Origin of the sequence: Pseudomonas sp. BIOMIG1BAC, assembly GCF_001705995.2 — a bacterium.
Classification (GTDB): Bacteria; Pseudomonadota; Gammaproteobacteria; order Pseudomonadales; family Pseudomonadaceae; genus Aquipseudomonas; species Aquipseudomonas sessilinigenes.
Map to the genome: position 1 here is coordinate 5,823,321 of NZ_CP049045.1, position 26,452 is coordinate 5,849,772.

Annotated in this window: 23 protein-coding genes and 4 tRNA genes; 15 read left to right on the top strand and 12 right to left on the bottom strand. The window is 61.9% G+C overall.

Annotated features, from left to right (window positions below; genetic code table 11):
- Positions 1-78 precede the first annotated feature (78 nt).
- Both ATY02_RS26830 and ATY02_RS26835 read left to right on the top strand, forming a co-directional pair.
- Positions 79-2,238 (top strand): mechanosensitive ion channel family protein, encoded by a 2,160-nt coding sequence (locus ATY02_RS26830; protein ID WP_068587570.1) that lies wholly within the window; start codon positions 79-81, stop codon positions 2,236-2,238.
- Positions 2,239-2,363: 125 nt separating this feature from the next.
- Entirely contained in the window at positions 2,364-3,710 is a 1,347-nt protein-coding gene (locus tag ATY02_RS26835) for an amidohydrolase (protein WP_068587401.1), read from the top strand.
- A gap of 37 nt (positions 3,711-3,747) precedes the next feature.
- Here ATY02_RS26835 and ATY02_RS26840 read toward each other — a convergent pair whose 3' ends face one another.
- Positions 3,748-4,461, bottom strand: coding sequence for a UTRA domain-containing protein (locus tag ATY02_RS26840; protein WP_068587402.1), 714 nt, complete (start codon positions 4,459-4,461; stop codon positions 3,748-3,750).
- A 363-nt stretch (positions 4,462-4,824) separates the two neighbouring features.
- Here ATY02_RS26840 and ATY02_RS26845 point away from each other — a divergent pair, with 363 nt between their 5' ends.
- The 6 genes from ATY02_RS26845 (at position 4,825) to ATY02_RS26870 (ending at position 10,202) form a co-directional block, all read left to right on the top strand.
- Positions 4,825-5,892: an ABC transporter substrate-binding protein gene (locus ATY02_RS26845; RefSeq protein WP_068587404.1), complete on the top strand. Its 1,068-nt coding sequence runs from the start codon at positions 4,825-4,827 to the stop codon at positions 5,890-5,892.
- A gap of 128 nt (positions 5,893-6,020) precedes the next feature.
- Positions 6,021-6,827, top strand: coding sequence for an alkaline phosphatase family protein (locus ATY02_RS26850; protein ID WP_068587406.1), 807 nt, complete (start codon positions 6,021-6,023; stop codon positions 6,825-6,827).
- Positions 6,824-7,669 carry an ABC transporter permease gene (locus ATY02_RS26855; RefSeq protein ID WP_068587407.1) on the top strand — a complete coding sequence of 282 codons (846 nt, stop codon included), beginning with the start codon at positions 6,824-6,826 and terminating at the stop codon, positions 7,667-7,669. Before ATY02_RS26850 ends, ATY02_RS26855 begins: the two co-directional genes overlap by 4 nt.
- On the top strand, positions 7,656-8,456 hold the full coding sequence (locus ATY02_RS26860) for an ABC transporter permease (protein ID WP_068587409.1): 801 nt from the start codon (positions 7,656-7,658) through the stop codon (positions 8,454-8,456). The genes ATY02_RS26855 and ATY02_RS26860 overlap by 14 nt, the downstream gene beginning before the upstream one ends.
- Positions 8,453-9,442 carry an ABC transporter ATP-binding protein gene (locus ATY02_RS26865; protein ID WP_068587411.1) on the top strand — a complete coding sequence of 330 codons (990 nt, stop codon included), beginning with the start codon at positions 8,453-8,455 and terminating at the stop codon, positions 9,440-9,442. Before ATY02_RS26860 ends, ATY02_RS26865 begins: the two co-directional genes overlap by 4 nt.
- Before the next feature lie 106 nt (positions 9,443-9,548).
- Positions 9,549-10,202, top strand: a complete 654-nt coding sequence (locus ATY02_RS26870) for an HAD family hydrolase (protein WP_068587413.1) — start codon at positions 9,549-9,551, stop codon at positions 10,200-10,202.
- Positions 10,203-10,245: 43 nt separating this feature from the next.
- Here ATY02_RS26870 and ATY02_RS26875 read toward each other — a convergent pair whose 3' ends face one another.
- A complete protein-coding gene (locus ATY02_RS26875) occupies positions 10,246-11,208 on the bottom strand; it encodes an NAD(P)H-quinone oxidoreductase (protein ID WP_068587415.1) in 963 nt (320 codons plus the stop codon).
- Positions 11,209-11,347: 139 nt separating this feature from the next.
- On the opposite strand from ATY02_RS26875, the gene ATY02_RS26880 reads away from it, so the two are divergent.
- Together ATY02_RS26880 and ATY02_RS26885 are read left to right on the top strand one after the other, a co-directional pair.
- Positions 11,348-13,432 (top strand): carboxy terminal-processing peptidase, encoded by a 2,085-nt coding sequence (locus ATY02_RS26880; RefSeq protein WP_164487341.1) that lies wholly within the window; start codon positions 11,348-11,350, stop codon positions 13,430-13,432.
- 121 nt (positions 13,433-13,553) lie between these two features.
- Positions 13,554-15,362, top strand: coding sequence for a bifunctional diguanylate cyclase/phosphodiesterase (locus ATY02_RS26885; RefSeq protein WP_068587419.1), 1,809 nt, complete (start codon positions 13,554-13,556; stop codon positions 15,360-15,362).
- Here ATY02_RS26885 and ATY02_RS26890 read toward each other — a convergent pair.
- From ATY02_RS26890 to ATY02_RS26910, 5 genes are all read right to left on the bottom strand, one after another.
- Complete coding sequence (locus ATY02_RS26890) at positions 15,331-15,729, bottom strand: sel1 repeat family protein (RefSeq protein ID WP_068587421.1); 399 nt, start codon at positions 15,727-15,729, stop codon at positions 15,331-15,333. The genes ATY02_RS26885 and ATY02_RS26890 overlap by 32 nt on opposite strands.
- On the bottom strand, positions 15,730-16,101 hold the full coding sequence (locus ATY02_RS26895) for a hypothetical protein (RefSeq protein ID WP_003179080.1): 372 nt from the start codon (positions 16,099-16,101) through the stop codon (positions 15,730-15,732).
- A complete protein-coding gene (locus tag ATY02_RS26900) occupies positions 16,098-16,439 on the bottom strand; it encodes a helix-turn-helix domain-containing protein (RefSeq protein WP_068587571.1) in 342 nt (113 codons plus the stop codon). Before ATY02_RS26900 ends, ATY02_RS26895 begins: the two co-directional genes overlap by 4 nt.
- 107 nt (positions 16,440-16,546) lie before the next feature.
- The gene (locus ATY02_RS26905) at positions 16,547-17,011 is read right to left on the bottom strand and encodes a YkvA family protein (protein WP_068587423.1); all 465 of its coding nucleotides are present in this window, start codon (positions 17,009-17,011) and stop codon (positions 16,547-16,549) included.
- Between the two features lie 292 nt (positions 17,012-17,303).
- Positions 17,304-18,026 carry an FKBP-type peptidyl-prolyl cis-trans isomerase gene (locus ATY02_RS26910; protein ID WP_068587427.1) on the bottom strand — a complete coding sequence of 241 codons (723 nt, stop codon included), beginning with the start codon at positions 18,024-18,026 and terminating at the stop codon, positions 17,304-17,306.
- Between the two features lie 267 nt (positions 18,027-18,293).
- Between ATY02_RS26910 and ATY02_RS26915 the strand changes: the two genes are divergently transcribed.
- Together ATY02_RS26915 and ATY02_RS26920 are read left to right on the top strand one after the other, a co-directional pair.
- Positions 18,294-20,102 carry a di-heme-cytochrome C peroxidase gene (locus tag ATY02_RS26915; protein ID WP_068587429.1) on the top strand — a complete coding sequence of 603 codons (1,809 nt, stop codon included), beginning with the start codon at positions 18,294-18,296 and terminating at the stop codon, positions 20,100-20,102.
- Positions 20,099-21,265 (top strand): catalase family protein, encoded by a 1,167-nt coding sequence (locus ATY02_RS26920; protein ID WP_068587431.1) that lies wholly within the window; start codon positions 20,099-20,101, stop codon positions 21,263-21,265. The genes ATY02_RS26915 and ATY02_RS26920 overlap by 4 nt, the downstream gene beginning before the upstream one ends.
- Before the next feature lie 140 nt (positions 21,266-21,405).
- Here the strand turns inward: ATY02_RS26920 and ATY02_RS26925 are convergent.
- From ATY02_RS26925 to ATY02_RS26940, 4 genes are all read right to left on the bottom strand, one after another.
- Positions 21,406-21,482 (bottom strand) — tRNA-Asp (locus ATY02_RS26925).
- Positions 21,483-21,501: 19 nt separating this feature from the next.
- A tRNA-Val gene (locus ATY02_RS26930) sits at positions 21,502-21,577 on the bottom strand.
- Positions 21,578-21,764: 187 nt separating this feature from the next.
- A tRNA-Asp gene (locus tag ATY02_RS26935) sits at positions 21,765-21,841 on the bottom strand.
- 20 nt (positions 21,842-21,861) lie between these two features.
- A tRNA-Val gene (locus ATY02_RS26940) sits at positions 21,862-21,937 on the bottom strand.
- Between the two features lie 160 nt (positions 21,938-22,097).
- On the opposite strand from ATY02_RS26940, the gene rdgC reads away from it, so the two are divergent.
- From rdgC to sugE, 3 genes are all read left to right on the top strand, one after another.
- A complete protein-coding gene (gene rdgC, locus ATY02_RS26945; protein WP_068587433.1) occupies positions 22,098-23,018 on the top strand; it encodes a recombination-associated protein RdgC in 921 nt (306 codons plus the stop codon).
- A gap of 73 nt (positions 23,019-23,091) precedes the next feature.
- A complete protein-coding gene (locus tag ATY02_RS26950; protein WP_068587435.1) occupies positions 23,092-24,042 on the top strand; it encodes a bile acid:sodium symporter family protein in 951 nt (316 codons plus the stop codon).
- Between the two features lie 129 nt (positions 24,043-24,171).
- On the top strand, positions 24,172-24,489 hold the full coding sequence (gene sugE / locus ATY02_RS26955; protein WP_068587437.1) for a quaternary ammonium compound efflux SMR transporter SugE: 318 nt from the start codon (positions 24,172-24,174) through the stop codon (positions 24,487-24,489).
- Between the two features lie 64 nt (positions 24,490-24,553).
- Here sugE and ATY02_RS26960 read toward each other — a convergent pair whose 3' ends face one another.
- On the bottom strand, positions 24,554-26,428 hold the full coding sequence (locus tag ATY02_RS26960) for an MFS transporter (protein WP_068587439.1): 1,875 nt from the start codon (positions 26,426-26,428) through the stop codon (positions 24,554-24,556).
- Positions 26,429-26,452 lie beyond the last annotated feature (24 nt).

Below are 26,452 nucleotides of genomic sequence, written 5' to 3' on the forward strand. Positions count from 1 at the left end.
GCGGCACTCGCCCTCGCATTGAATTTGGCGGCCTCGTACACTCGGTCGATCCTGCATTCCTCCGAGGTTGACCGCCCAGTGTTCGCTCGTCTTTTTGCCCTGCCCTGCTATGTGCTCGTCTGCCTGCTGACCTTCCTGCCCCTGAACAGCGCCCAGGCCGTGGGGCTGCCAGGGTTGCTGGGCAACCAGGGCAAGGCACAGCCACAAGCCGAGGAGCCTTTGGGGCAATCCCTGGACGAGGTGATCAAGTCCCTTGAGAACGACCAGCAACGAGCCAAGCTGCTGGCAGACCTGAAGCGCTTGCGAGACACCACGAAAAAAGCCCAGCCCACCCCGGAGGAGGGTGTGCTCGGGCTGATCGGCGGTACCCTGTCGACCCTGGAGAAACAGTTCTCCGGGGCCGACAGCCCCCTGACTCGCTGGACCGACGAGTTCGAACAGGCCCAGCAGGAACTGGCCTCGCTGATGCTGCCGGCCAGCCAATGGTTGCCGATCATCTTCGCCTTCGCCCTGATCCTCATGGTCTGGAGCCTGCTCGCCGCGGCGCTGATCTGGCTCAGTCACCGGGTACGCCTGCGCTTCGGCCTCACCGAAGACCTGCCCCAGCACCCCAAGACCTGGGACCTTTTGCGCTTCGCCTTGCGCAAGCTCGGCCCCTGGATGATCGCGTTGCTGATCACCGTGTACATGACCTATTCCCTGCCCTCGTCCCTGGGCAAGGACCTGGCCATGGTCCTGGCTTATGCCCTGGTGGTCGGCACCTGTTTCTCGGCCATCTGTGTGGTGGCGTTCTCGGTGCTCGACGGCCCCCACCGCCATCGCGCCCTGTACATCCTGCGGCGCCAGGCGTTTCGCCCGCTATGGTGGATCGGCAGCTTCGCCGCCTTCGGCGAGGCCCTGGGCGACCCGCGCATGGTGGCCAGCCTCGGCCAGCACCTGGCCCATACTGCCGCGACCTTCGCCAATGTCATGGCCGCCCTGTCCACCGGGGTATTCATCCTGCGCTTCCGGCGGCCGATCGCCCATCTGATCCGCAACCAGCCCCTGGCCCGGCGCCTGACCCGGCGCGCCTTGAGCGATACCATCGAGATCATCGGTACGTTCTGGTACCTCCCTGCCCTGGTACTGGTGGGCATCTCGCTGTTCGCCACCTTCGTCTCCGCCGGCGACACCAACACCGCCCTGCGCCAGTCGCTGCTGTGTACCGTGCTGCTGGTGCTGTGCATGGTGATCAATGGCCTGGTACGTCGCCATGCCCAACGCCCCCATCGCGGCCACAAGCGCCATGCGCTGTATTCCGAGCGCCTGAAGGGCTTCTGCTACACCCTGGCCCACCTGGCCGTTTGGCTGGCCTTCATCGAGCTGGGCCTGCGGGTCTGGGGCATGTCGCTGATCCGCTTCACTGAAGGCGACGGCCATGAGGTCAGCGTCAAGCTGTTCAGCCTTGGCGGCACCCTGATTTTCGCCTGGCTGATCTGGATCCTCAGCGACACCGCGGTGCACCACGCCCTGACGCGTTCGCGCAAGGGCCTGGCCAATGCCCGCGCCCAGACCATGATGCCGCTGATCCGCAACGTGCTGTTCGTGGCGATCTTCATCATCGCCACCATCGTCGCCCTGGCCAACATGGGCATGAACGTCACGCCACTGCTGGCCGGTGCCGGTGTGATCGGCCTGGCCATCGGCTTCGGCGCCCAGTCGCTGGTGGCGGACCTGATCACCGGCCTGTTCATCATCATCGAGGACTCCCTGGCCATCGACGACTACGTGGATGTCGGCGGCCACCTGGGCACCGTCGAAGGCTTGACCATCCGCACCGTGCGCCTGCGGGACATCGACGGTATCGTCCACACCATCCCGTTCAGCGAGATCAAGAGCATCAAGAACTACTCCCGGGAGTTCGGCTACGCCATCTTCCGCGTGGCGATCCCGTACAACATGGAGATCGACGATGCGATCAAGCTGATGCGCGATGTCGGCCAGAAGATGCGCACCGACCCGCTGCAGCGCCGCAATATCTGGTCGCCCCTGGAGATCCAGGGGGTGGAGAGCTTCGAATCCGGCAGCGCCATCCTCCGCGCCCGCTTCAAGACCGCGCCGATCAAGCAGTGGGAAGTGTCCCGGGCCTTCAACCTGTCGCTCAAGCGCCACCTCGACGAGGCCGGGCTGGACCTGGCGACCCCGCGCATGAGCATCCAGGTGGTCACCGCCGGTGGCGGCTCCCAGGCCGAGGCGTAAGGCGAGCGGCACGCCTGGGCACGGATACGGCTGCGCGCTCCATGGCAGGGCGGTCCATGACAGGACGGCACGGCCAAGGGGCCTGGCAGCCCCGTACTACAACAACAATCAAGGAGAGAGTCCCCATGCAGCTATCCGTCATCGCCAGCGCTTGCCTGGCCAGTGTTCTGGCCTTGTCCGGCCACTACGCCCATGCCGCTGACGACAGCGCCATGGACCAGGCCCGCAGACACATCGCCGAGCAGGCCAAGGCCCTGGAACCGGCACTGCTGGCAAACCGTCGCGATATCCATGCCCACCCTGAACTGGGCAACACCGAACACCGCACTGCCGAGTTGGTAGCCACGCAGTTGCGCGCCCTGGGCCTGGAAGTGCGCACAGGCGTCGCCCGCACCGGCGTGGTGGCGGTGCTCAAGGGCGGCCTGCCCGGCCCCACCGTGGCCTTGCGCGCCGACATGGACGCACTGCCGGTCAAGGAGGTCGCGGACCTGCCATTCGCCTCCAAGGCCAAGGGGCGCTACCTGGACAAGGAAGTGGACGTCATGCACGCCTGCGGCCACGACGCCCACACGGCAATCTTGCTGAGCACGGCGAAAGTCCTCAGCGACATGCGCGAGCGCCTGCCAGGCACCGTGGTGTTCTATTTCCAGCCCGCCGAAGAAGGCCCGAGCGATTTCATTCCCGATGGCAAGAACATCTGGGGCGCGAAGATGATGGTGCAAGAAGGCGTGATGCAATCGCCCAAGCCGGACGCGGTGTTCGGCCTGCATGTCTGGGCCGGGATTCCCGCCGGGCGCATCGCCTATCGCCCGGGCCCGACCCTGGCCAGCTCCGACGACCTGCGCATCCGCATCCTCGGCAAGCAGACCCACGCCGGCCGCCCCTGGGACGGCATCGACCCGATCACCGTCGGCGCCCAGGCCATTGTCGGGCTGCAGAGCGTGGTCAGTCGCCGTACCGATATTTCGTCGTACCCGTCGGTGGTCAGCATTGGCACCATCAACGGCGGCACGCGCTACAACATCATTCCCGAATCCGTGGACATGACCGGCACCATCCGCTCCTACGACTATGGCATTCGCCAGAAACTGCACGGCGACGTACGCCAGACCGTGGAGAAGATCGCCGAAAGCGGCGGCGCCAAGGCCGAGGTGAGCATCATCGAGAAGTACGACCCGACCATCAACGACCCGGCCCTGACCCAGAAGATGCTGCCGAGCCTGCGCTGGGCAGCCAAGGACGATGTGGTGCAAGGCCCGCTGGTGAGTGGCGCCGAAGACTTTTCCTTCTATGCCAAGCAGGCGCCGGGGCTGTTCGTGTTCCTCGGCGTGACGCCCCGGGACCAGGACATGGCCAAGGCCGCGCCGAACCACAACCCGGGATTCTTTGTCGATGAGTCGGCTCTGGTGGTGGGCGTGCGGACCCTGGCGTCCTTGACCACCGACTATCTGTTCGCCGGGGCCAAGCCCTAAGCTCCCGAACCAGCCCGCTGGCGCGAGTGCAGCGGGCTCAGGCCACATCCACGCCGACGTGGATCGCATCGTGGCGCCAGAACTCCAGGTCGCAATCGATCAGCCGCTGGTGCTGGTCGTAGTTGACCCGGGCGATGCGCAGTCCCGGGCTGCCCACCGAGACCTTGAGCGCCGCGGCCGCTTCCGGCTGCAGGGAAGTGGGCACGATCTCGAAACGCACCCGCCCGTAATGCAGGTCGTAGTGCCGGGCATACAGCTCGGTGATCGACTGGTTCAGGTCCAGGTCGAGGATCTTCGGGAAGTACTGCGGATTCAGGTAATGCTCCACATACAGCACCAGACGCTCGTCGATCCGTCGCGCCCGGCAGATCTGGATCACGCTGGACAAGGCCGGAAGTTGCAGCCAGGCGCAGACCGCTGCCGACGCCGGTTGCAAGCGCGCAGAAATCACCTCGGTGGACGGCACCCGGCCCTGGGCGCTGACCATGGCGTGGAAGTGGCTGCGCTGCATCAGGTTGTAGGCCAGGCGCGGCGGCGAAACGAACCAGCCCCGGCGCTCCTCTCGGTAGATCTGCCCCTGGGCCTCCAGTTGCAGCAAAGCCTCACGCACGGTGATCCGGGTAGTGGCGAACAATTCGCTGAGCTTGCGCTCGGCCGGCAGCTTGCTCCCCGGCGCCAGCAAGCCATGGGCAATCTGTTCTTGCAGCACCTGGCCGATGGCTGTCACCGCCTTGGTTGCCTCTATACGCATCAACGTTACCTATCTGGACTAGACCAGCACTGTTCCAGTGCCTGGCAGCGACCCGGGCGGCCTCCTGCTCCTGAGTGCAAAGCCTAGGCAACGCAGATGACTGATATGTGACAAAGCTGCCGAACGGCCTAGTGCCGGGGCTGCAATTTCCCCGCCAGGGCCTTTGAAAACGGGAGTTTTGCCATGGTCTACGCTTAGTTCGCAGTGTCGAGCCTGCGCCTGGTTCCAGGCGTTCGCAGCAGGCATCGACATAAAAGTGTCATCCAACAGGCTTAGATTGGCTCAGGTATTGCTGACCTAGACCAACCCACCGCAAGACTGTCGATCACAACGCAGCGTGGAACACGCCCAAAGGAGCTTCGGATGAAACAGCTTTTCCTGGCATCACTGTTAGGTTCGACCATCGCCATGTGCACCGCCGCCGTGGCCGCTGACAACGATTTGAAAACCCTGGAAGCCGCTGCAAAGGCGGAAGGCGCCGTCAACAGCGTCGGCATGCCCGATGACTGGGCCAACTGGAAAGGCACCTGGGAAGACCTGGCCAAGACCTATGGCCTCAAGCACATCGACACCGACATGAGCTCGGCCCAGGAAATCGCCAAGTTCGCCGCCGAGAAAGACAATGCCAGCGCCGATATCGGCGACGTTGGCGCCGCGTTCGGCCCGATCGCCGTCAAGCAGGGCGTGGTCCAGCCCTACAAACCAAGCACCTGGGCGCAGGTCCCGGACTGGGCCAAGGACAAGGACGGCAACTGGGCCCTGGCCTACACCGGCACCATCGCCTTCATCATCAACAAGAAGCTGCTGCACGGTTCCGAAGCACCCAAGAGCTGGGCCGACCTGGAAAAGGGCAAGTACAAGGTGTCCATCGGTGACGTGAGCACCGCCGCCCAGGCTGCCAACGGCGTCCTGGCCGCCGCCATCGCCAAGGGGGGCGACGAGAAGAACATCCAGCCGGCGCTGCTGATGTTCGCCGAGATCGCCAAGCAGGGGCGCCTGTCCCTGGCCAACCCGACCATCGCCACCATGGAGAAGGGTGAAGTGGAAGTCGGCGTGGTCTGGGACTTCAACGGCCTGAGCTACCGCAACAAGATGGTCAACAAGGACGACTACGAAGTGCTGATCCCGTCCGACGGCTCGGTGATCTCCGGCTACACCACCATCATCAACAAGTACGCCAAGCACCCGAATGCGGCCAAGCTGACCCGCGAGTACATCTTCAGCGACGCCGGGCAGGTCAACCTGGCTCGGGGCAATGCCCGCCCGATCCGCGCCGAACACGTCAACCTGCCGGCGGACGTCAAGGCCAACCTGCTGCCCAACGAGCAGTACAAGCACGTGACGCCGATCAAGGATGCCGAAGCCTGGGAGAAGACCTCCAAGGCCCTGCCGCAGAAGTGGCAGGAAGAAGTGATCATCAACATGCAGTAATGCTGCATCCGTAGGGGCGAGGCTTGCCCGCGATCCAGACGCTGCGGTCTATCTTGAAATCGCAGCGACACCATCGCGGGCAAGCTGCGCTCCTACGAGATTGTTCGGTCTTGCGGAGCCCTTGCCCCATGTCACACAACGTCATCCTTGTCGTGCTCGACGGCCTCAATCACCAGGTCGCCCGTCACGCCATGGGACATCTTCAAGCCTACGTCGGCGCAGGACGCGCAGCGCTGTACCAACTGGAATGCGAGCTTCCGGCACTGTCCCGCCCGCTGTACGAATGCATCCTCACCGGCGTGCCGCCGATCGACAGCGGCATCGTGCACAACCAGGTCTCGCGCCTGTCCACCCAGCGCAGCCTGTTCCATTACGCCCGTGCCGCCGGCCTGGCCACCGCCGCTGCCGCCTACCACTGGATCAGCGAGCTGTACAACCGTACGCCATTCAATCCGGCCCGGGACCGGCACACCGCCGACCCTGAGTTGCCGATCCAGTACGGCCACTTCTACTGGAACGACCACTACCCCGACTCCCACCTGTTCGCCGATGCCGAGGACCTGCGCCTGCGCCACGCTCCCAATCTGTTGCTGGTGCACCCGATGAACATCGACGACGCCGGCCACAAGCACGGCCTGGACAGCGCCCAGTACCGCAACAGTGCGCGTTCGGCCGACATCATCCTGGCCGACTACCTGCAAGGCTGGCTCGACGCCGGCTACCAGGTGCTGGTGACCGCCGACCACGGCATGAACGCCGATCGTTCGCACAATGGCCTGCTGCCGGAGGAACGGGAGGTGCCGCTGTTCGTCATCGGCGAGGCCTTCAGCCTCGATCCCGGGGCCACACCGAAGCAGACCGAACTGTGCGGCACCCTTTGCCAACTGCTCGGCGTACCCCACGACAAACCCTTCTGCCGGGAGCTGTTGAAGTGAATTCAGTGACCCGTGGCAAATGGCTGGCGGCCTTGTGCCTGGTGCCTTTCGCCCTGTTCTTCATCGTGTTCCAACTAGCCCCGCTGGCGTGGGTGCTGATCAACAGCCTGCAGTCCGAGGAGTTCGGCTGGGGCCTGGCCAACTTCAACAAGATCTTCAGCTCGAAGTTCTACCTGCAGGCGATCCAGTACAGCCTGGAGATCAGCTTCTGGTCCAGCGTGTTCGGCATCATCATCGCCGTGCTGGGTAGCTACTCGCTGCGCCGGGTCGACTCCAGGCTGCGCAACTTCGTCAATGCCTTCGCCAACATGACCAGCAACTTCGCCGGCGTGCCCCTGGCCTTCGCCTTCATCATCCTGCTGGGCTTCAACGGCGCCATCACCATCATGCTCAAGCAGTCGGGGATCATCCAGGACTTCAACCTGTACTCCAAGACCGGCTTGATCATCCTCTACACCTACTTCCAGATACCCCTGGGGGTGCTGTTGCTGTACCCGGCTTTCGACGCCCTGCGTGAAGACTGGCGCGAATCCGCCGCCCTGTTGGGCGCCAGCGGCTGGCAATTCTGGCGGCATATCGGCCTGCCGGTGCTGACCCCGGCGTTGCTGGGTACCTTCGTGATCCTGCTGGCCAATGCCCTGGGCGCCTATGCCACGGTCTACGCCCTGACCACCGGCAACTTCAACGTCCTGCCGATCCGCATCGCGGCCATGGTCTCCGGGGACATCTCCCTGGATCCGAACATGGCCAGCGCCCTGGCGGTGGTGCTGGTGGCGCTGATGACCCTCGTGACCATCGTCCATCAGCTGCTGCTGAAGAGGAGCTACCATGTCTCGCGCTGAATCCGGCTCCGCCGCCCTCTACCACCGATTCGTGGTCTGGCTACTGTTCGCCATCCTGCTGTTGCCGCTGTTGGGGACCTTCGTCTACTCCATCGCCAGCAGCTGGTCGGCGACCATCCTGCCCAGCGGCTTCACCTTCAAGTGGTACCTGCAGTTGTGGAGCGACCCGCGCTTTCTCGCGGCCTTCGGCCAGTCGCTGCTGGTCTGCGTTGGCGCTCTGGTTTTGTCGGTGGTGCTGATCCTGCCGCTGCTGTTCGTGGTGCACTACCACTTTCCCAAGCTCGATGCGCTGATGAACATCCTGATCCTGCTGCCCTTCGCAGTGCCGCCGGTGGTGTCCTCGGTGGGCCTGTTGCAGCTGTACGGCTCAGGCCCCCTGGCCATGGTCGGCACACCGTGGATCCTGATCGGCTGCTACTTCACCGTGGCCCTGCCGTTCATGTACCGGGCCATCACCAACAACCTGCAGGCGATCAACCTGCGGGACCTGATGGACGCCGCCCAACTCCTGGGCGCCAGCACCTGGCAGGCGGCCCTGCTGGTGGTCCTGCCGAACCTGCGCAAGGGCCTGATGGTGGCGCTGCTGCTGTCCTTCTCGTTCCTGTTCGGCGAGTTCGTGTTCGCCAACATCCTGGTGGGCACCCGCTACGAAACCCTGCAGGTGTACCTGAACAACATGCGCAACAGCAGCGGCCACTTCACCAGTGCCCTGGTGATCTCCTACTTCTTCTTCGTGCTGGTCCTGACCTGGGCCGCCAACATCCTGAACAGGGACAAGAGCCAATGAGCTTCGTCGACGTGCAACACCTGCAAAAGCATTACGCGGGCACCACGGTGTTCAGCGATATCAACTGCCAGATCCACAAGGGCGAGTTCGTCACCCTGCTGGGCCCCTCCGGCTGCGGCAAGTCCACCCTGCTGCGCTGCATCGCCGGCCTGACCCCGGTCGACAGCGGCAAGATCCTGGTCGACGGCCAGGACATCGTGCCCCTGAGCCCGCAGAAACGCGGGATCGGCATGGTGTTCCAGAGCTATGCACTGTTTCCCAACATGACCGTGGAACAGAACGTCGCCTTCGGCCTGCGCATGCAGAAGGTCAACGCCGACGACAGCCACAAGCGGGTCAGCGAAGCCTTGCAACTGGTGGAGCTCAAGGACTTCGCCAGCCGTTACCCGCACCAGCTGTCCGGCGGCCAATGCCAGCGCGTAGCCCTGGCTCGCTCCCTGGTAACCCGGCCACGCCTGCTGTTGCTGGACGAGCCGTTGTCGGCCCTGGACGCGCGGATCCGCAAGCACCTGCGCGAACAGATCCGCAATATCCAGCGGGAACTGGGCCTGACCACCATCTTCGTCACCCATGACCAGGAAGAAGCGCTGACCCTGTCGGACCGGATCTTCCTGATGAACCGGGGCCAGATCGTCCAGAGCGGCGACGCCGAGACACTCTATACCGCTCCAGTGGACGAATTTGCCGCCGGCTTCATCGGCAACTACAACCTGCTGGACGCCGAGAGCGCCAGCAAGCTCCTGCAACGCCCCATCAGCGGTCGCATCGCCATCCGCCCCGAGGCCATCGAGCTGCGCAAGGATGGCCAGCCGGACGCGCTGATCCGTGGTCATAGCCTGCTGGGCAACGTCATCCGCTATCGGGTCGAGGCCCGTGGCGTGGAACTGGTGGTGGATGTGCTCAACCGCTCGGCCGCCGACTTGCACGCCGATGGCCAGCGCCTGGCGTTATCCATCGATCCGAGCGCCCTGTGTGAGGTAGCTTGACGGCAGCGACAAGCTTCAAGTTATAGATAGACCGCTAAGCACCTAAATCCAATTCTTGCAGCTTGAAGCTTATAGCTTGAAGCTGTTCTCGGAGAGAACTGCACTGATGGCCCTGGCAATTTTTGATCTGGACGAAACCCTGATCCACGGCGACTGCGCCACCCTCTGGAGCGAGCAGATGGGGCGCCTGGGTTGGGTCGACAGCGAGTCGTTCATGCGACGCAACAACGAACTGATGGACGCCTACAGCCACGGCAAGCTGGCCATGGAAGAGTTCATGGCCTTCAGCCTCGAACCCATGGCCGGACGCAGCCCGGAGGAAGTGGCGCATCTGGTGGAGCCCTGGGTCGAGGACGTGATCGAGCCGATCATCTTCAGCGATGCCTGCAAGACCCTGGCCGCCCATCGCCAGGCGGGTGACCGGATCCTGGTGATCTCGGCCTCGGGCACCCACCTGGTGAAACCCATAGCCCAGCGCCTGGGCATCGACGAAGTACTGGGGATCGAGCTGGAGGTACGTAACGGCGTCTATACCGGCAACACCGTGGGCACCCTGACCTATCGTGAAGGCAAGATCACTCGCCTGCTGCAATGGCTGGAGGCCGAGAAAGAGAGCCTGGAAGGTGCGAGCTTCTATTCGGACTCACGCAACGACCTGCCTTTGCTGCTGCGGGTAGCGCATCCCCAGGTGGTCAATCCAGACCCGGTGCTGCGCGAACATGCACAGCAGGCCGGCTGGCCGATCCACCATTGGAAATGACCGGACTGCCAGGGGAACAGGCCACGGCCCGCTCCCCTGGTGGCTAGGCCAACGCGGGGTCGATCACCAGTACCAGCTTGCCTGACACCTGGTTGGTGGCCAGTTCGGCGAAGGCCAGTTCGGCATCCTGGATCGGGAAGGTCATGGCCAATTGCGGACTCAGTCGCCCATCACTGAACAGGGGCCAGACGTTCTGCCCCAGGTCGCTCAGCAGGTCGGCCTTGAACTGATCGCTGCGGCTGCGCAGGGTAGAGCCCAGCAGCTGGATGCGCTTGGCCAGCACCTTGGCCAGGTCCAATTGGGCCTCGCGGCCGCCCATCAGGCCGATCAGGACCCAGCGCCCATCGAGGGCCAGGAGCTTGAGATTATTGGCCGCATAGCTGGCCCCCACTGGGTCGAGGATCACATCGAACGGCCCGAAATCGCGCAGCGCCTCTACACCTTCGGTGCGCACCACGCCACCCTGGGCCCCCAGGTCCTCGCAATAGGCCAGGCGCTCGGCCGAGCCGACACTGACCCAGCACGGGCTGCCGAACGCCTTGCATAGCTGGATCGCCGCCGAACCGACACCGCTGGCCCCGGCGTGCAGCAGCACCTTCTCACCGGGCTTGAGCGCGGCCAACTGGAACAGGTTCAACCAGGCCGTGGCGTAGACTTCCGGCAAGGCCGCAGCCTCGACCAGCGACAACCCTTCGGGCACCGGCAGCACATGGCGCGCATCGACCACCACTTCCTCGGCCATGCCACCGCCGGCCAGGAGCGCACAGACCCGATCACCGACTTTCCAGGACGAACCCGGGCCGACTTCACTGATCACCCCTGAGCACTCCAGGCCCAATACATGACTGGCGCCCGGCGGCGGCGGATAGAGCCCCGCACGCTGCAACAGGTCGGCCCGATTCAGGCCCGCAGCCGCCACACGAATGCGAACCTGCCCTACATCACAGGCTGGACTTGGCTCTTCAACCCACTCCACATGACCTTCAACGCCTTGCAATGCTTTCACAGTGCCTCCATAGTGAGTCTGGACTGAGCCCGGAGCTTCTCGCGCCGGGCTTTTTGCATTATGCGACCGGCCTTAATGGAACCGGCGACTTCAAAGACGGCCTAATATGCGTGATCAATTGCCCCCACGTCGAATCAGCATGAAGCATCTGTTCCCCAGCACCGCCCTCGCTCTCTTCATTGGTTTCGGCCTGCTGCCGATGTCGGCCACTACGTTCGCAGCCAACAGCTGGGACAATCTTCAGCCCGATCGCGATGAGGTAATTGCCAGCCTCAACGTCGTAGAACTGCTCAAGCGCCATCACTACAGCAAGCCGCCGCTGGACGATGCTCGCTCGGTGATCATCTACGACAGCTACCTGAAATTGCTGGACCCCTCGCGCAGCTACTTCCTGGCCAGCGATATCGCGGAATTCGACAAGTGGAAGACCCAGTTCGATGACTTCCTCAAGAGCGGCGACCTGAACGCCGGGTTCACCATCTACAAACGCTACCTGGACCGGGTCAAGTCCCGCCTGGACTTTGCCCTGGCAGAGCTCAACAAAGGCGTGGACAAGATCGACTTCACCACCAAGGAAACCTTGCTGATCGATCGCAAGGACGCACCTTGGCTCAAGACCACCGCCGAACTCGACGATCTGTGGCGCAAGCGCGTCAAGGATGAAGTGCTGCGGATGAAGATCGCCGGCAAGGAGCCCAAGCAGATCCAGGAAACCCTGACCAAGCGCTACAAGAACCAGCTGGCGCGCCTGGACCAGACCCGGGCCGAGGATATCTTCCAGGCCTACATCAACACCTTCGCCATGTCCTACGACCCGCATACCAACTATCTGTCACCGGATAATGCGGAGAACTTCGACATCAATATGAGCCTGTCGCTGGAAGGCATCGGCGCGGTACTGCAGAGCGACAACGACCAGGTCAAGGTCGTGCGCCTGGTACCGGCCGGCCCGGCGGACAAGACCAAGCAGGTAGCTCCTGCGGACAAGATCATCGGCGTCGCCCAGGGCAACAAGGAAATGGTCGACGTGGTGGGCTGGCGCCTGGACGAAGTGGTCAAGCTGATCCGCGGTCCCAAGGGCACCCTGGTGCGCCTCGAGGTGATCCCGGCCAGCAATGCACCGAACGACCAGACCAGCAAGATCGTGCCCATCGTGCGCGAAGCGGTGAAACTCGAAGACCAGGCGGTGAAGAAGTCGGTCCTCAACCTCAAGCAGGACGGCAAGGACTACAAGCTCGGGGTGATCGAGATCCCGGCCTTCTACCTCGACTTCAAGGCCTTCCGCGCTGGCGATCCGGACTACAAGAGCACCACCCGCGATGTGAAGAAGCTGCTGACCGAACTGCAGAAGGAAAAGGTCGACGGCGTGGTCATCGACCTGCGCAACAACGGCGGTGGCTCCCTGCAGGAAGCCACCGAGCTGACCAGCCTGTTCATCGACAAGGGCCCCACCGTACTGGTGCGCAACGCCGACGGCCGGGTAGACGTGCTGGAAGACGAGAACCCAGGTGCCTTCTACAAAGGCCCGATGGCCCTGCTGGTCAACCGCCTCTCGGCCTCGGCCTCGGAGATCTTCGCTGGCGCCATGCAGGACTACCATCGTGCGTTGATCATCGGCGGGCAGACCTTCGGCAAAGGCACGGTCCAGACGATCCAACCGCTCAATCATGGCGAGTTGAAGCTGACCCTGGCCAAGTTCTACCGGGTTTCCGGCCAGAGCACCCAGCATCAGGGCGTGCTTCCAGACATTGGCTACCCATCGATCATCGATACCAAGGAAATCGGCGAAAGCGCCCTGCCTGAAGCAATGCCGTGGGACACCATCCGTCCAGCCATCAAGCCGGCGATGGACCCGTTCAAGCCGTTCCTGGCCCAGCTCAAGGCCGAGCATGAAACCCGCTCGGCGAAAGATCCGGAGTTCGTGTTCATCCGCGACAAACTGGCCCTGGCCCAGAAGCTGATGGCGGAAAAAACCGTGAGCCTCAACGAAGCCGACCGTCGTGCACAACATGCCGATATCGAAGCCAAGCAACTGGCCCTGGAAAATACCCGCCGCAAGGCCAAGGGCGAGGAGCCGCTCAAGGAGCTGAAGAAAGAGGACGAGGACGCCGTGGCAGCCGCCGAGCCGGACAAGACCAAGCCGGAAGACGATGCCTACTTGAGCGAGACCGGGCGTATCCTGCTGGACTACCTGAAGCTCAACACCTCGGTGGCCAAGCACTGAGGATGATGGCAATTTAATTCGAACGCTCCTCGGAACGTCATTAAACAGTCATCATTCTGTCGTGAAATAAAGGACCGGGAGCCGCGTGCGCCCGGTCCTTTTTTTATCGACAGAGATCGCCATGACCACGACCGAACAGCTCAGTGCATTGAGTTCAATCCTGGCTCAAAGCGGTTTGCACAGCCTGTTCCAACCGATCATTTCCCTTTCGGAACGCCGTATCCTCGGCTACGAGGCCTTGAGCCGTGGCCCCTCCAACAGCCCTTTGCACTCCCCCGTCGCCCTGTTCGCCGTGGCCCGCCAGGCCGGGCGCCTGAGCGAACTGGAGATCGCCTGTCGACAAAGCGCCTGCAAACGCTTCAGCGAACAGGTGCTCCCGGGCAAGCTGTTCCTCAACGTTTCCCCCGAATCCCTGCTGGAGGCGGCTCATCAGCCCGGACGCACCCTGCAACTGCTGCAAGACTTCGGTATTCCACCCAGCCAGGTGGTGATCGAACTCACTGAGCAGACCCCCATCGACGATTTCCAACTGCTGCAAAATGCTCTGCATCACTATCGTGACATGGGTTTTTCCATTGCCCTGGATGACCTGGGTGCCGGCTACTCCAGCTTGCGCCTGTGGTCGGAGTTGCGGCCGGATTACGTCAAGATCGACCGGCACTTCATCGACGGAATCCACCAGGACGCCCTCATGCGCGAGTTCGTCGGCTCGATCCTGCAGATAGCCAAGGCCTCCCGAGCCAAAGTGATCGCCGAAGGTATCGAACTGGTCGAGGAACTTGCGGTACTGACTGAAATGGGCGTCGACCTGGTCCAGGGCTACCTGCTCTGCCGCCCCCAGGAGCAACCGCTACGCGATGCCCGGGCAATGATGCCCAAGCACGACAGCACCAGCGTGACCCTGAGCGATGAAGGCAGCGACCTCAGCGCCCTGCTCAACGAGCAACCTGCGGTGGCACGCGACACCCCTACGGCCCATGTGCTGGAGGCCTTCCGCCGGCAAGCCAACCTCAACTCCCTGGCGGTTCTCGACGAACACGGCCAGCCCTGCGGGATCGTCCATCGACATTCGCTTTCCGATGCGCTGCTCAAGCCCTTCGCTACCGACCTGTTCGCCCGCAAGCCCATCAGCCGGCTGATGAACGACGACTTTCTCGCCGTTGAACTGACTCAATCCCTGCAACAAGTCAGTCGCCTGATCACCAGTCGCGCCCGGCAGCGTATCGAGGAGGACTTCATCATCACCCTCAATGGCCACTACCTGGGGCTGGGACGAGTGATCGATGTGCTCAAGCTGATCACCGAGTTGAAGATCCAGCAGGCACGCTACGCCAACCCGCTGACGCTGCTACCGGGCAACGTACCGATCCAGCAGTGCCTGACCCGCTTGCTGCAGCAGGGACGGGAGTCGGTGATCTGTTATGTGGACATCGACAGCTTCAAGCCCTTCAACGATATCTATGGCTATGGTCGTGGCGACGAGGTGTTGCTATGCCTGGCCCAGTGCCTGAATGACCGGGTGGACCCCAGCCGCGATTTCGTCGGGCATATCGGTGGGGATGACTTCCTGCTGGTACTGGGACCGGAAGACTGGCGCAAGCGACTCAACCAGCTACTGGACGATTTCCATAGCCAATGTCGGCGCTTCTATCGCAGCGAGCATCTGGAGGCCGGTTGCTTCGTGGCGCCCAATCGCCAGGGAGTCCGCCAGGAGTTTCCCTTGCTATCACTGTCCATCGGCGTGGTCCACTTGTACCCGCAGGCCTGTGGCCAGCTGGACTCCAGCCAGCTGGCCGAATTGGCCTCACAGGCCAAGCACCATGCCAAGAACGTACAAGGCTATAGCGTGCATGTGATCGACAGCCTGGAAGCATTGGCTGGCCCGAGAAGCACAATCCTCAATGCGGCAGATTCAGTTGCTCAAGCTTGAGGCTTGCCAGAGGATGCCCTGCCTGGGCCGAAAGCTTCCACCAACGGGCCGCCTCGGCGGCATCGGGGGCCTTGCTGGCCGAGCCGGCAAGACTGATGACGCCCAGCTGATAGGCTGACTTGCCATCACCGGACAGTGCCGCCAGACGTAGCAGGCGGATGCCTTCCTCGCGCGCACCAAGCCCTTGCCCCCGGAAGGTCAGGATGTGCCCATAGAAACTTTGCGCACCCACATCGCCAAGATTGGCCATGCGTGCATACTGCCCTTCCATCCAGCGCCAGCTGCGCGGCTGACGGATAAACCAGGGCCAACGGAACAGTCGACGCGCGAGCCAGTAGCCAAGCCGCGCCTTGAGTCGCAAGAACATTCAGGCCTCCGCAGATTCGGGATACTCGTACTCGAACACTCGCACCACCTCCGAGGCATGCCAGGACGCCGCGGCAACGCCGTCGGAAGGCCCGGAAAAACGCCCCAGGCGCTCCACGCACTCGAAGAAACCCGTGCGCGGCAAGCGGCTGGCCCCCTGACTGATGACCAGGGAGCTGCGCAACGGCTGCTCGGCCCGCGCATCCAACGCGGCCAGGTGCTCCAGCGCGGCCGTCAGTGTCTGCATGGCCGGGCTGGGCAATTGCAAGCGCTCCAGTAACGCGCGATAGGTTAAGAGATGCCGCTGACGCCGGGCTTGATCCAACTCACCCAACAGCCCATCCCAGTGCTGACGACTGATCCTTACACTCACGGTTGATCCCTCCACCCCGGCACCGTCAACTCCCAGGCCAGGCTGCGGCGGATCGCAGCGTCGGGTTGACGCTCGCCGCTTTCAATCAGGGCCAGGTAAGACGGGCTGATGCCTACTTTGCGAGCCAACGCCTCAATGGCGATGCCCTTCCCTTCGCGAAGATTACGTAGCTGATCCAGACCCGGAAGGCTCCGGGTCGATGCCGCTGCCTGAGCAACGTCGGCAGTCTGTGGCGCTTGTTCGGTGAGACCTGCGGCTGCCAGTAAAGCTTGATACTGAGCCCACGGCAGAACCGCATATTCGGGTTCGCCATCGCGTTCAATAATCTGGATATCCATTACTACCCCGTAGGACAACGACACTTAACGAGTCGGACTTTTCCTTTTAAGTGTAATCCTATCAGCGGCAGCGGTCGCGGGGAGCATGATTGTCATCAGGCAATGGTTCAAATGCCTGGATTTTTTCCTGGCCCCTCCAGTTGCAATTGCTCCGGGGTGTCCGGCAGCCTTTCGAGCACCACCAATCGCTCCGGTGCCTGGCGGTTGCGCCAGGCACGAAAGGCGTCGAGCTCATCACCCAGGGTCTTCATCAGCCAAGCCAGTACGGCAATATCATCGAGCATGCCGAACAACGGCAGGAAATCGGGAATGGCATCCAGCGGACTGAGGAAATACATCAGCCCCGCCACTACCGACAACAATGCTTTCGGGCTGATCGCGCGGTACTCGCCTCGCCAGTAGGCCAGGCACAACGCTTGCAGCAGGCGCAGGTCGTCCTTGACCTTGCCCAGGCGCTGGCCCTGGAAGGCCCCCTTGCTCGCCACAGCGAAGAGCAGGGTCGGCAGGCGACCACGACTCAAGAGTCGAGCGGCCAAAGGCAGGAAGCGGGCAAAGTTCCAGGGCGTCTTCATGTTCACTCCCAGTGAAATGTTATCCACACAAATTGTGGATAACCTTGTGAACAGAGCCATATTTAGAGGCTGAAAGCCCCGTTTCACAAGGGTTTGACTCAGATCGGGCGTTTTTTACTCACATAAAAAAACCCATAATTTCATTGACTTGGCAGCCCTCAACGACTAGCTACCCCAGCTCCCTGATCAGACTGCGGCCAATGCCGCCAGTTCGAGCTTTTTTACCAGTACCACCCCACAGAAACGACAACGCCCCGTAGGAACGGGGCGTTGCTTCAGGCGCTAAAACAGGTTACTTGGCGGCGTCCTGCTTGTCCTGCTTGGCTGGATCCTTGATACCCAGCAGCTCCAGCTCGAAAACCAGTACCGAGTTGGCTGGAATCGACGGGCTTGGGCTCTGGGCGCCATAGGCCAGGTCGCTTGGGATGTACAGCTTGTACTTCTCACCCACGTGCATCAGTTGCAGGCCTTCGACCCAACCTGGAATCACTCCACTGACCGGCAGGTCGATCGGGCTGCCACGATCTACGGAGCTGTCGAAGACGGTGCCGTTGGTCAGGGTGCCGGTGTAGTGCACGGTCACCACGTCAGTTGGCTTGGGCTGTGGGCCGTCGGCCTTCTTCAGGACTTCATACTGCAGGCCGGAAGCGGTGGTGGTCACACCTGCCTTCTTACCGTTTTCCTCGAGGAATTTCTTGCCAGCAGCGGCCGACTCTTCGCTGATCTTGGCCATACGCTCTTCAGCACGCTTTTGCAGCGCGGCGAAGGCTTCGATCAGGTCTTCGTCCTTCAGCTTCTGTTCTTTCTTGCCGATGGCATCTTCAATGCCCTGGGCTACCGCTTTGGAATCCAGATCATCCATGCCTTCCTGGGCCAAGCTCTTGCCCATGTTCAGGCCGATGCCGTAGGAAGCTTTCTGCGCCGGGGTTTTCAGCTCTACGCTGGTCTGCGAATCACAACCGGCAAGTACCAGGCTAACCAGGGCCACCGCCGCCGCCAACCGATGCTGTTTCATGCTATTTCCTTGTTCATGCGCCTAAAGGGCAATCGAATAAAGCCGCGAGCTTATCAGGCCGCCACGACCAATGGCTACCGGCATAGGAGCAGCAAATAGCTGATAAGTTCACGTCTGCAAACGCATTTCATGGTCTGGGTTACACCTCGCTCGGTCCAATCACGAGGTACTCAAAAAAGCGCGAATAACCATAGCGCAAGTAATGGCTACTTGCCGCACAAGATTCACTCAGGCATAAGGAAACGAAATTCGACAAGGACGTACATCTTGCGCCTCATCTACCGTGCATTACTGCTGATTATCCTGCTGATCGGCATCACCCTGGCTGTAGTGCTGTACTACACCGCCAACCCGAAACTTCCCGACTACGTTCCCGCCGAACAGGTGCACTACCTGGACCAGTGGGATGACAAGGATCGCCAAACCTACTATTTCACCCCCCAGGGCACCCAGGTCAAAGGCCTGCGCTATGACTGGTTCGTCGCCCTGGAGCTGCCGTTCTCCGAGCACGCCTTCGCCACCCCTGAATACCTGGCCCGCTTCGGCTTCCTGGTGGAGCCGGGACAAAAAGCCACGGCGCAAAACCCAGGCAACCTGCCAGTGGGCTTCGCCCGGCACCAGAACCCGGGCAGCCAGGAACAGTACCTCGATATCACCTGCTCGGCCTGCCATACCGGCGAGCTGCGCTTCAATCACCAGGCCTTGCGGATCGATGGCGGCTCGGCGCAGCACGTGCTGCCCTCCAGCGTACCGACCTTGCGCGGCGGCAGTTTTGGCCAGGCGCTTGTTGCCAGCCTGGCCGCGACTTACTACAACCCCTGGAAATTCGAGCGCTTCGCCCGCAAGGTCCTGGGTACAGGCTATGACCTGCACCATGAACAGCTGCGCAAGGACTTCAAGGAATCCCTGGACACGTTCCTGCGGGTCGCCTGGAACGACACCCATCGCGGCCTGTATCCCACGGAAGAAGGCCCCGGTCGCACCGACGCTTTTGGCCGCATCGCCAACGCCAGCTTCGGCGACGCGATCTCACCTACCAATTACCGAGTGGCCAACGCCCCGGTGGACTACCCCCAATTGTGGGATATCTGGACCTTCGACTGGGTCCAGTGGAACGGCTCGGCACAGCAACCCATGGCCCGCAATATCGGCGAGGCCCTGGGCGTGGGGGCGACCCTGAACCTGTTCGATGCCGCCGGCCAGCCGCTGACCGGCGAGGCTCGCTATCCTTCCAGCGTGCGAGTACGCGACCTCAACCATATCGAAGAGACCCTGCAACGCCTCAAGCCCCCCACCTGGCCGGAAGCCCTGCTGGGCAACATCGACAAGCCGCTGGCCGCCAAGGGCCGCACCTTGTTCGCCACCCATTGCAGCGGCTGCCATGTTCCTGCGGTCAGCGAGAGCAACGGCCGCCCGGTCCAGCAATTGAAGATGCTCCCGGTTGCGGTGATCGGCACCGACCCGAACTCGGCCAGCAACATCGCCGACCTGCGCTATGACTTGAGCGCCCTGCAATGGGATACCGCCGAGCTGGCCAAGTCCAACGTCGAACTGCATCCGGCACCGAGCGAACCGCTGGACCTGCGGCAAATGTCGGCCGCCAAAGGATTGGCCTATATCACCGCATTCGTCGAGGAGCGCGCCTACCGCGACGCCAAAGTCACGCCCGAAGAGCGTTCGCGACTGGATGGCTACGGCCTGCCGATCGGCGTACGTGAGTTGCGCGCCTACAAGGCACGCCCGCTGGCCGGGGTCTGGGCGACCCCGCCCTACCTGCATAACGGTTCGGTGCCCAACCTCTATCAACTGCTATCGCCGCAATCGGAACGCTCTACCACCTTCTATCGCGGTACCTTCGAGTACGACCCCAAGCACCTGGGCTATCGCCTGGAAGCCTTCAAGAACGGCTTTGAGTTCGACACCCGCATTAGCGGCAACCATAACAGTGGCCACGAATTCCGCGCCGGCCAGCGTGGTAAGGGTGTCATCGGCCCCTTGTTGCAACCCGAAGAGCGCTGGGCACTGCTGGAGTACCTGAAAGTACTGGGCGGGCCACTGGAGTCCCAACTGCCATGAAACTCGATCTCGCCAGAAAACGACCCTCCCTGCTGGGCAGGCTGTGGCTGCGCCTGGGCGCTTTGCTGGGCAAGGGGCTATTGCTGCTGGTCGGCATCGGATTACTGGGTTGGGCCCTGGCGACAGCCTGGTTCGCCTGGCAACATCGCGGGCCGGTCTCGGTACAGGAGCAGGTTCCCGCCGATGAGGCAGCCCGCACCCAGGACATCATTCAAACGGCGGTGCGTATCGTCGATCAGCATCGTGCGGGGACTCGCTACCTGCGCGACGCCCACGCCAAGGCCCACGGCTGTGTAAAGGCCGAAGTCCAGGTTCTGCGTGAGTTGAGTCCGGATCTGCGCCAAGGGGTGTTCGCCAATCCAGGGCAAACCTGGCAGGCCATCGTGCGCCTGTCCAACGGCAACGCCTACCCACAGTTCGACAGCATTCGTGATGCTCGCGGCATGGCGATTAAGCTGCTGGAGGTTCCCGGCCAGCAACTGATGCCCGCGGAATCGGACAGGCGTGAACAGGACTTCGTGATGTTCAATCATCCGAACTTCTTCGTCAGCGATGTGGCCGAGTACCAACAGAACTTCACCGCTCAGGCCGACGGCAAGAAAGTCGGGGCATTCTTTCCTCACTGGGACCCGCGCAGCTGGCAAGTCCGCCACCTGTTTATTGCCCTGGCGACCCTGTCACCGGCGCCAAGCAGCCCGACCCAGACTACCTACTTTTCGGTTTCGCCCTACAAGTTCGGCAAGGCCAATGCCAAGTTCCGGGTCATGCCGGACCCTGGTAGCTGCCCGGCCTACAGCCTGCCACTGCAGAACCAGGATCTGCCTAACTTCCTGCGCAGCGCACTGGTCCAGCAACTATCCAGCGATCGAGTCCCGGCTTGCTTTGTCCTGCAGATCCAGCGCCAGGACCCCAAGCGCTTCATGCCGATCGAAGACACCAGCATCGAATGGAAGGAAAGCGACGCGCCCTTTGAAACCGTGGCCCGGGTAACGATTCCTCCTCAGGATTTCGACACCCCGGCACAGAACCTGGCCTGTGATAACCAGTCGTTCAATCCCTGGTTCGGCCTTGAAGCTCATCGCCCCATCGGCGGCATCAATCGCCTGCGCAAGTCGGTGTACGAAGCCGTCAGTGACTACCGGCGCAGCCGGAACGCCGAGTAACGGCTCAAAATGAAAAAAGCGGCCTCAGGGCCGCTTTTTTTCATCAATGAGTGCCTGGCTAAAATGCAGGCAATAAAAAAGCCCGCATTAAGCGGGCTTTTCGTGGTGACCTGGCGTTCAGTGTTCCAGGCTACCGAATATGGCGCAGCGGACGGGACTCGAACCCGCGACCCCCGGCGTGACAGGCCGGTATTCTAACCGACTGAACTACCGCTGCGCGTAGCGTTGAAAGTAAGTGGTGGGTGATGACGGGATCGAACCGCCGACATTCTGCTTGTAAGGCAGACGCTCTCCCAGCTGAGCTAATCACCCTTTACCTTCGTTGCGGGGCGCATTATGCCACAGAAACTCTTAAAGTGTTGATTTAATTGATATTTTTATCAAAAAATCTGAATTTCCATGATTTGCCGCACAACCCGCAAAACCTCTTACAGCAAAAAGCCCGCGCTAGCGGGCTTTTTGTGGTGACCTGGCGTTCAGTATTCCAGGTTACCGAATATGGCGCAGCGGACGGGACTCGAACCCGCGACCCCCGGCGTGACAGGCCGGTATTCTAACCGACTGAACTACCGCTGCGCGTAACACAATCAAACGAATGGTGGGTGATGACGGGATCGAACCGCCGACATTCTGCTTGTAAGGCAGACGCTCTCCCGGCTGAGCTAATCACCCTTCTCGTTCGGTGTGGCGCGCATTCTACGGAGCAGCCCCCACTCTGGCAAGCACTTTTTATAATAATTTTTTCAGCCCTTCCAAAGGCTTAGCGAAGGGTTGGCCTGAGCAGCAGCGAAGAGAATAATGCCCTCCTTTGTATAAAGGAGAGATTCACCCCATGTGGTTCAAAAACCTGCTGATCTATCGCCTGACCCAAGATCTGCCTTTTGATGCTGAGGCGCTGGAAACTGCACTGGCGACCAAACTGGCGCGCCCCTGTGCAAGCCAGGAGTTGACCACTTATGGTTTCGTCGCGCCTTTTGGCAAAGGAGAAGATGCCCCGCTGGTACACGTCAGCCAGGACTTCATGCTGGTAGCCGCGCGCAAGGAGGAACGCATCCTGCCAGGCAGCGTCGTGCGTGATGCGGTCAAGGAAAAGGTCGAAGAGATCGAGGCCGAGCAGATGCGCAAGGTCTATAAGAAGGAACGCGACCAGATCAAGGATGAAATCATCCAGGCCTTCCTGCCTCGTGCCTTTATCCGTCGCTCCTCGACCTTCGCCGCCATCGCGCCGAAACAGGGCCTGATCCTGGTGAACTCGGCCAGCCCCAAGCGCGCCGAAGACCTGCTCTCCACCCTGCGCGAAGTGCTGGGCACCCTGCCAGTGCGTCCGCTGAGCGTGAAGACCGCCCCGACCGCGATCATGACCGATTGGGTCAAGACCCAGCAGGCCGCCGACGACTTCTTCGTTCTCGATGAATGTGAACTGCGCGACACCCATGAAGATGGCGGCATCGTGCGCTGCAAGCGCCAGGACCTGACCAGCGAGGAAATCCAGCTGCACCTGAGCACTGGCAAGGTGGTCACCCAATTGTCCCTGGCCTGGCAGGACAAGCTGTCCTTCGTGCTGGACGACAAGATGGTGGTCAAGCGCCTGAAGTTCGAGGACCTGCTGCAGACCCAGGCCGAGGAAGACGGTGGCGACGAGGCCCTGGGCCAGCTCGATGCCAGCTTCACCCTGATGATGCTGACCTTTGGCGACTTCCTGCCCGCACTGTTCGAAGCCCTGGGCGGCGAAGAGATCCCGCAGGGCATCTGACGCCCCGAGCGGATAGCCCACTGCACCAGACGCCACCCACCCGGTGGCGTTTTCACATAATAAGGAACAGGCCATGCGCGCACTGGCTGCACTGAGTCGCTTCGTCGGCAACACCTTCGCCTATTGGGTACTGATCTTCGCGGTGCTGGCGTTCTTCCAGCCAACCTGGTTCATCGGCCTCAAGGGCGCCATCGTGCCCCTGCTGGGACTGGTGATGTTCGGCATGGGCCTGACCCTGAAGCTCGAAGACTTCGCCGAAGTCGCCCGCCACCCCTGGCGCGTGGCCCTGGGTGTGGTGGCGCACTTCGTGATCATGCCTGGCGTGGCCTGGGCACTCTGCCAGGGATTTCACCTGCCGCCCGAGATTGCCGTAGGCGTGATCCTGGTCGGCTGTTGCCCAAGTGGCACCGCCTCCAACGTCATGACCTGGCTAGCCCGCGGTGATCTGGCGTTGTCGGTCGCCATCGCTGCCGTGACCACCCTGCTCGCACCATTGCTGACGCCAGCCTTGATCTGGCTGCTGGCTTCGGCCTGGCTGCCGGTGTCCTTCATGGAGCTGTTCTGGTCGATCCTGCAAGTGGTGCTGCTGCCGATCGTGCTTGGCGTGCTAGCCCAACGCCTGCTGGGCCAACGGGTTAGACATGCCGTTGACGTACTGCCGCTGGTGTCGGTGCTGAGCATCGTCATCATCGTCGCCGCGGTGGTGGCTGCCAGCCAGGCGAAGATTGCCGAATCCGGCCTGCTGATCATGGCCGTGGTAATGCTGCACAACAGCTTCGGCTTCCTGCTGGGCTATGTCACCGGTCGCGTGTTCAAACTGCCACTGGCCCAGCGCAAGTCCCTGGCCCTGGAGGTTGGCATGCAGAACTCGGGGCTGGGCGCAGCCCTGGCCAGCGCCCACTTCTCCCCCCTGGCGGCGGTTCCCAGCGCCCTGTTCAGCGTCTGGCACAACATTTCCGGGGCATTGCTCGCGACCTGTTTTCGCCGGATGGCCGAGCCTGCCCCTGAGAAGCCCGAGAAGTAAGGCTGCCTCCTGAAAAAACCGATCGCCCCACTCGGCACGGGCCGTATACTGCCCAACGCGAGGACGACCTCGCGGCTCGTGTCGAGTCATGAATTCCTGGGGACGACCCCATCCATCCATGAGGTCAATATGTCCTGGATCATCCTGTTTTTCGCCGGCCTGTTCGAAGTAGGCTGGGCAGTGGGCTTGAAATACACCGATGGCTTCAGCCGCCCACTCCCCACCGCCCTGACCATCATCGCCATGGCTATCAGCCTGGGCTTGCTGGGCCTGGCCATGAAGGAGCTGCCACTGGGCACCGCCTATGCCATCTGGACCGGAGTCGGTGCCGTCGGCACGGTGATCGCCGGCATCATCCTGTTTGGCGAGTCCATGGCCCTGGTCCGCCTGGCCAGCGTGGCGCTGATCATCGCAGGCCTGGTGGGCTTGAAAGTCAGCGCCGCCTGACAGCCCGGCAAGCAGGAATGAAAACGCCCGCATCATTGCGGGCGTTCTTGTATCCGTCCCCTGGCTAGCGGCGCGTACCGCGCAATTCCCCTACCATGACCTGCAATTGTGCAGGCTCGGCAGCTTCCACAGCCACCGAGGGCCCCGCGACCAGGGTGACCCGCGACCAGAACCGATGGAAGAAACCCTTGTTCGGATCACGGCTGAAAAAACTGCCCCACAAGCCTTGCAAGGCCAGCGGAATCACCGGTACCGGGGTTTCCTCGAGAATCCGTGTCAGGCCGCCCTTGAACTCGTTGATCTCACCATCGGCGGTCAGCTTGCCCTCAGGGAAGATGCACACCAGCTCGCCATCGCGTAGGTACTCGGCAATCTTCTTGAACGCCTTTTCATAGATCTCCATATCTTCATGGCGACCTGCAATGGGAATAGTCCCGGCGGTACGGAAAATGAAGTTCAATACCGGCAAGTTGTAGATCTTGTAGTACATCACGAAGCGAATCGGCCGACGTACCGCACCGCCAATCAACAAGGCATCGACGAAGGACACATGGTTGCAGACCAGCAATGCCGCCCCTTCATCGGGAATCTGCTCCAGGTTGCGATGCTCCACACGGTACATGGAATGGCTGAGCAGCCAGATCATGAAACGCATGCTGAACTCGGGAACCACTTTGAAGATGTAGACGTTGACCGCGATATTGAGCAGCGACACCACCAGGAACAGGTGCGGAATGCTCAGCTTGGCCATGCTCAGCAGCACGATGGAGACAATCGCCGAGACCACCATGAACAGCGCATTGAGAATGTTGTTGGCTGCGATGACCCGGGCCCGCTCGTGCTCCGGGGTCCGCGACTGGATCAGGGCATACAGCGGCACGATGTAGAAACCACCGAAAATCCCCAGGCCCAATACATCCAGCAACACCCACCAGGCATGGGAGAAGCCCAGCACTTCGACCCAGCCGTGACCGGTAGCACTCTCAGGAATACCGCCGGAGTGCCACCACAGAAGCAAGCCGAATATCGTGAGCCCCAGCGAACCGAAGGGCACCAGACCGATCTCCACCTTGCGTCCCGAAAGCTTCTCGCACAGCATCGAACCCACGGCGATGCCCACCGAGAACACGGTAAGAATCAGTGTCACAACCGTTTCGTCGCCGTGCATCCACTCCTTGGCGTAAGCCGGGATCTGCGTCAGGTAGATCGCCCCGACGAACCAGAACCAGGAGTTGCCGACAATCGAGCGCGAAACGGCCGGAGTCTGCCCCAAGCCCAGGCGCAGGGTGGCCCATGACTGGCTGAAAATGTTCCAGTTCAGGCGCATTTGCGGAGCGGCCGCAGCTGCCCGGGGAATTGCCCGGCTGGCCAGATAACCCAGCACCGCGACCCCGATGATGGCGCCCGAGACAATCGGGGCGTAATGCGTGGAGGACATCATGATCCCCGCGCCGATGGTGCCCGCAAGGATCGCCAGGAAGGTGCCCATTTCCACCAGGCCGTTCCCGCCTACCAGCTCTTCCTCATGCAACGCCTGGGGCAGGATCGAGTACTTCACCGGGCCGAACAGCGCCGAATGAGTGCCCATGGCAAACAGCGCCAGTAGCATCAGCGACAAGTGATCGAAGACAAAACCCACCGCCCCCACCGCCATGATCACGATTTCCCCCAGCTTGATCAGGCGGATCAGCGCATCCTTGGCGAACTTCTCGCCGAACTGCCCGGCCAGGGCCGAGAACAGAAAGAACGGCAGGATGAACAGCAAGGCACAGAGGTTGACCCAGATCGATCGGTCCCCCTCGATGCTCAGCTTGTAGAGAATGGCCAGGATCAACGACTGCTTGAAGATGTTGTCGTTGAAGGCGCCAAGGGACTGCGTGATGAAAAACGGCAGGAACCGCCGCTTGCGAAGCAAGGTGAACTGCGAGGGGTGACTCATCTTCCGTGTTCCTGAGTGGCGAGG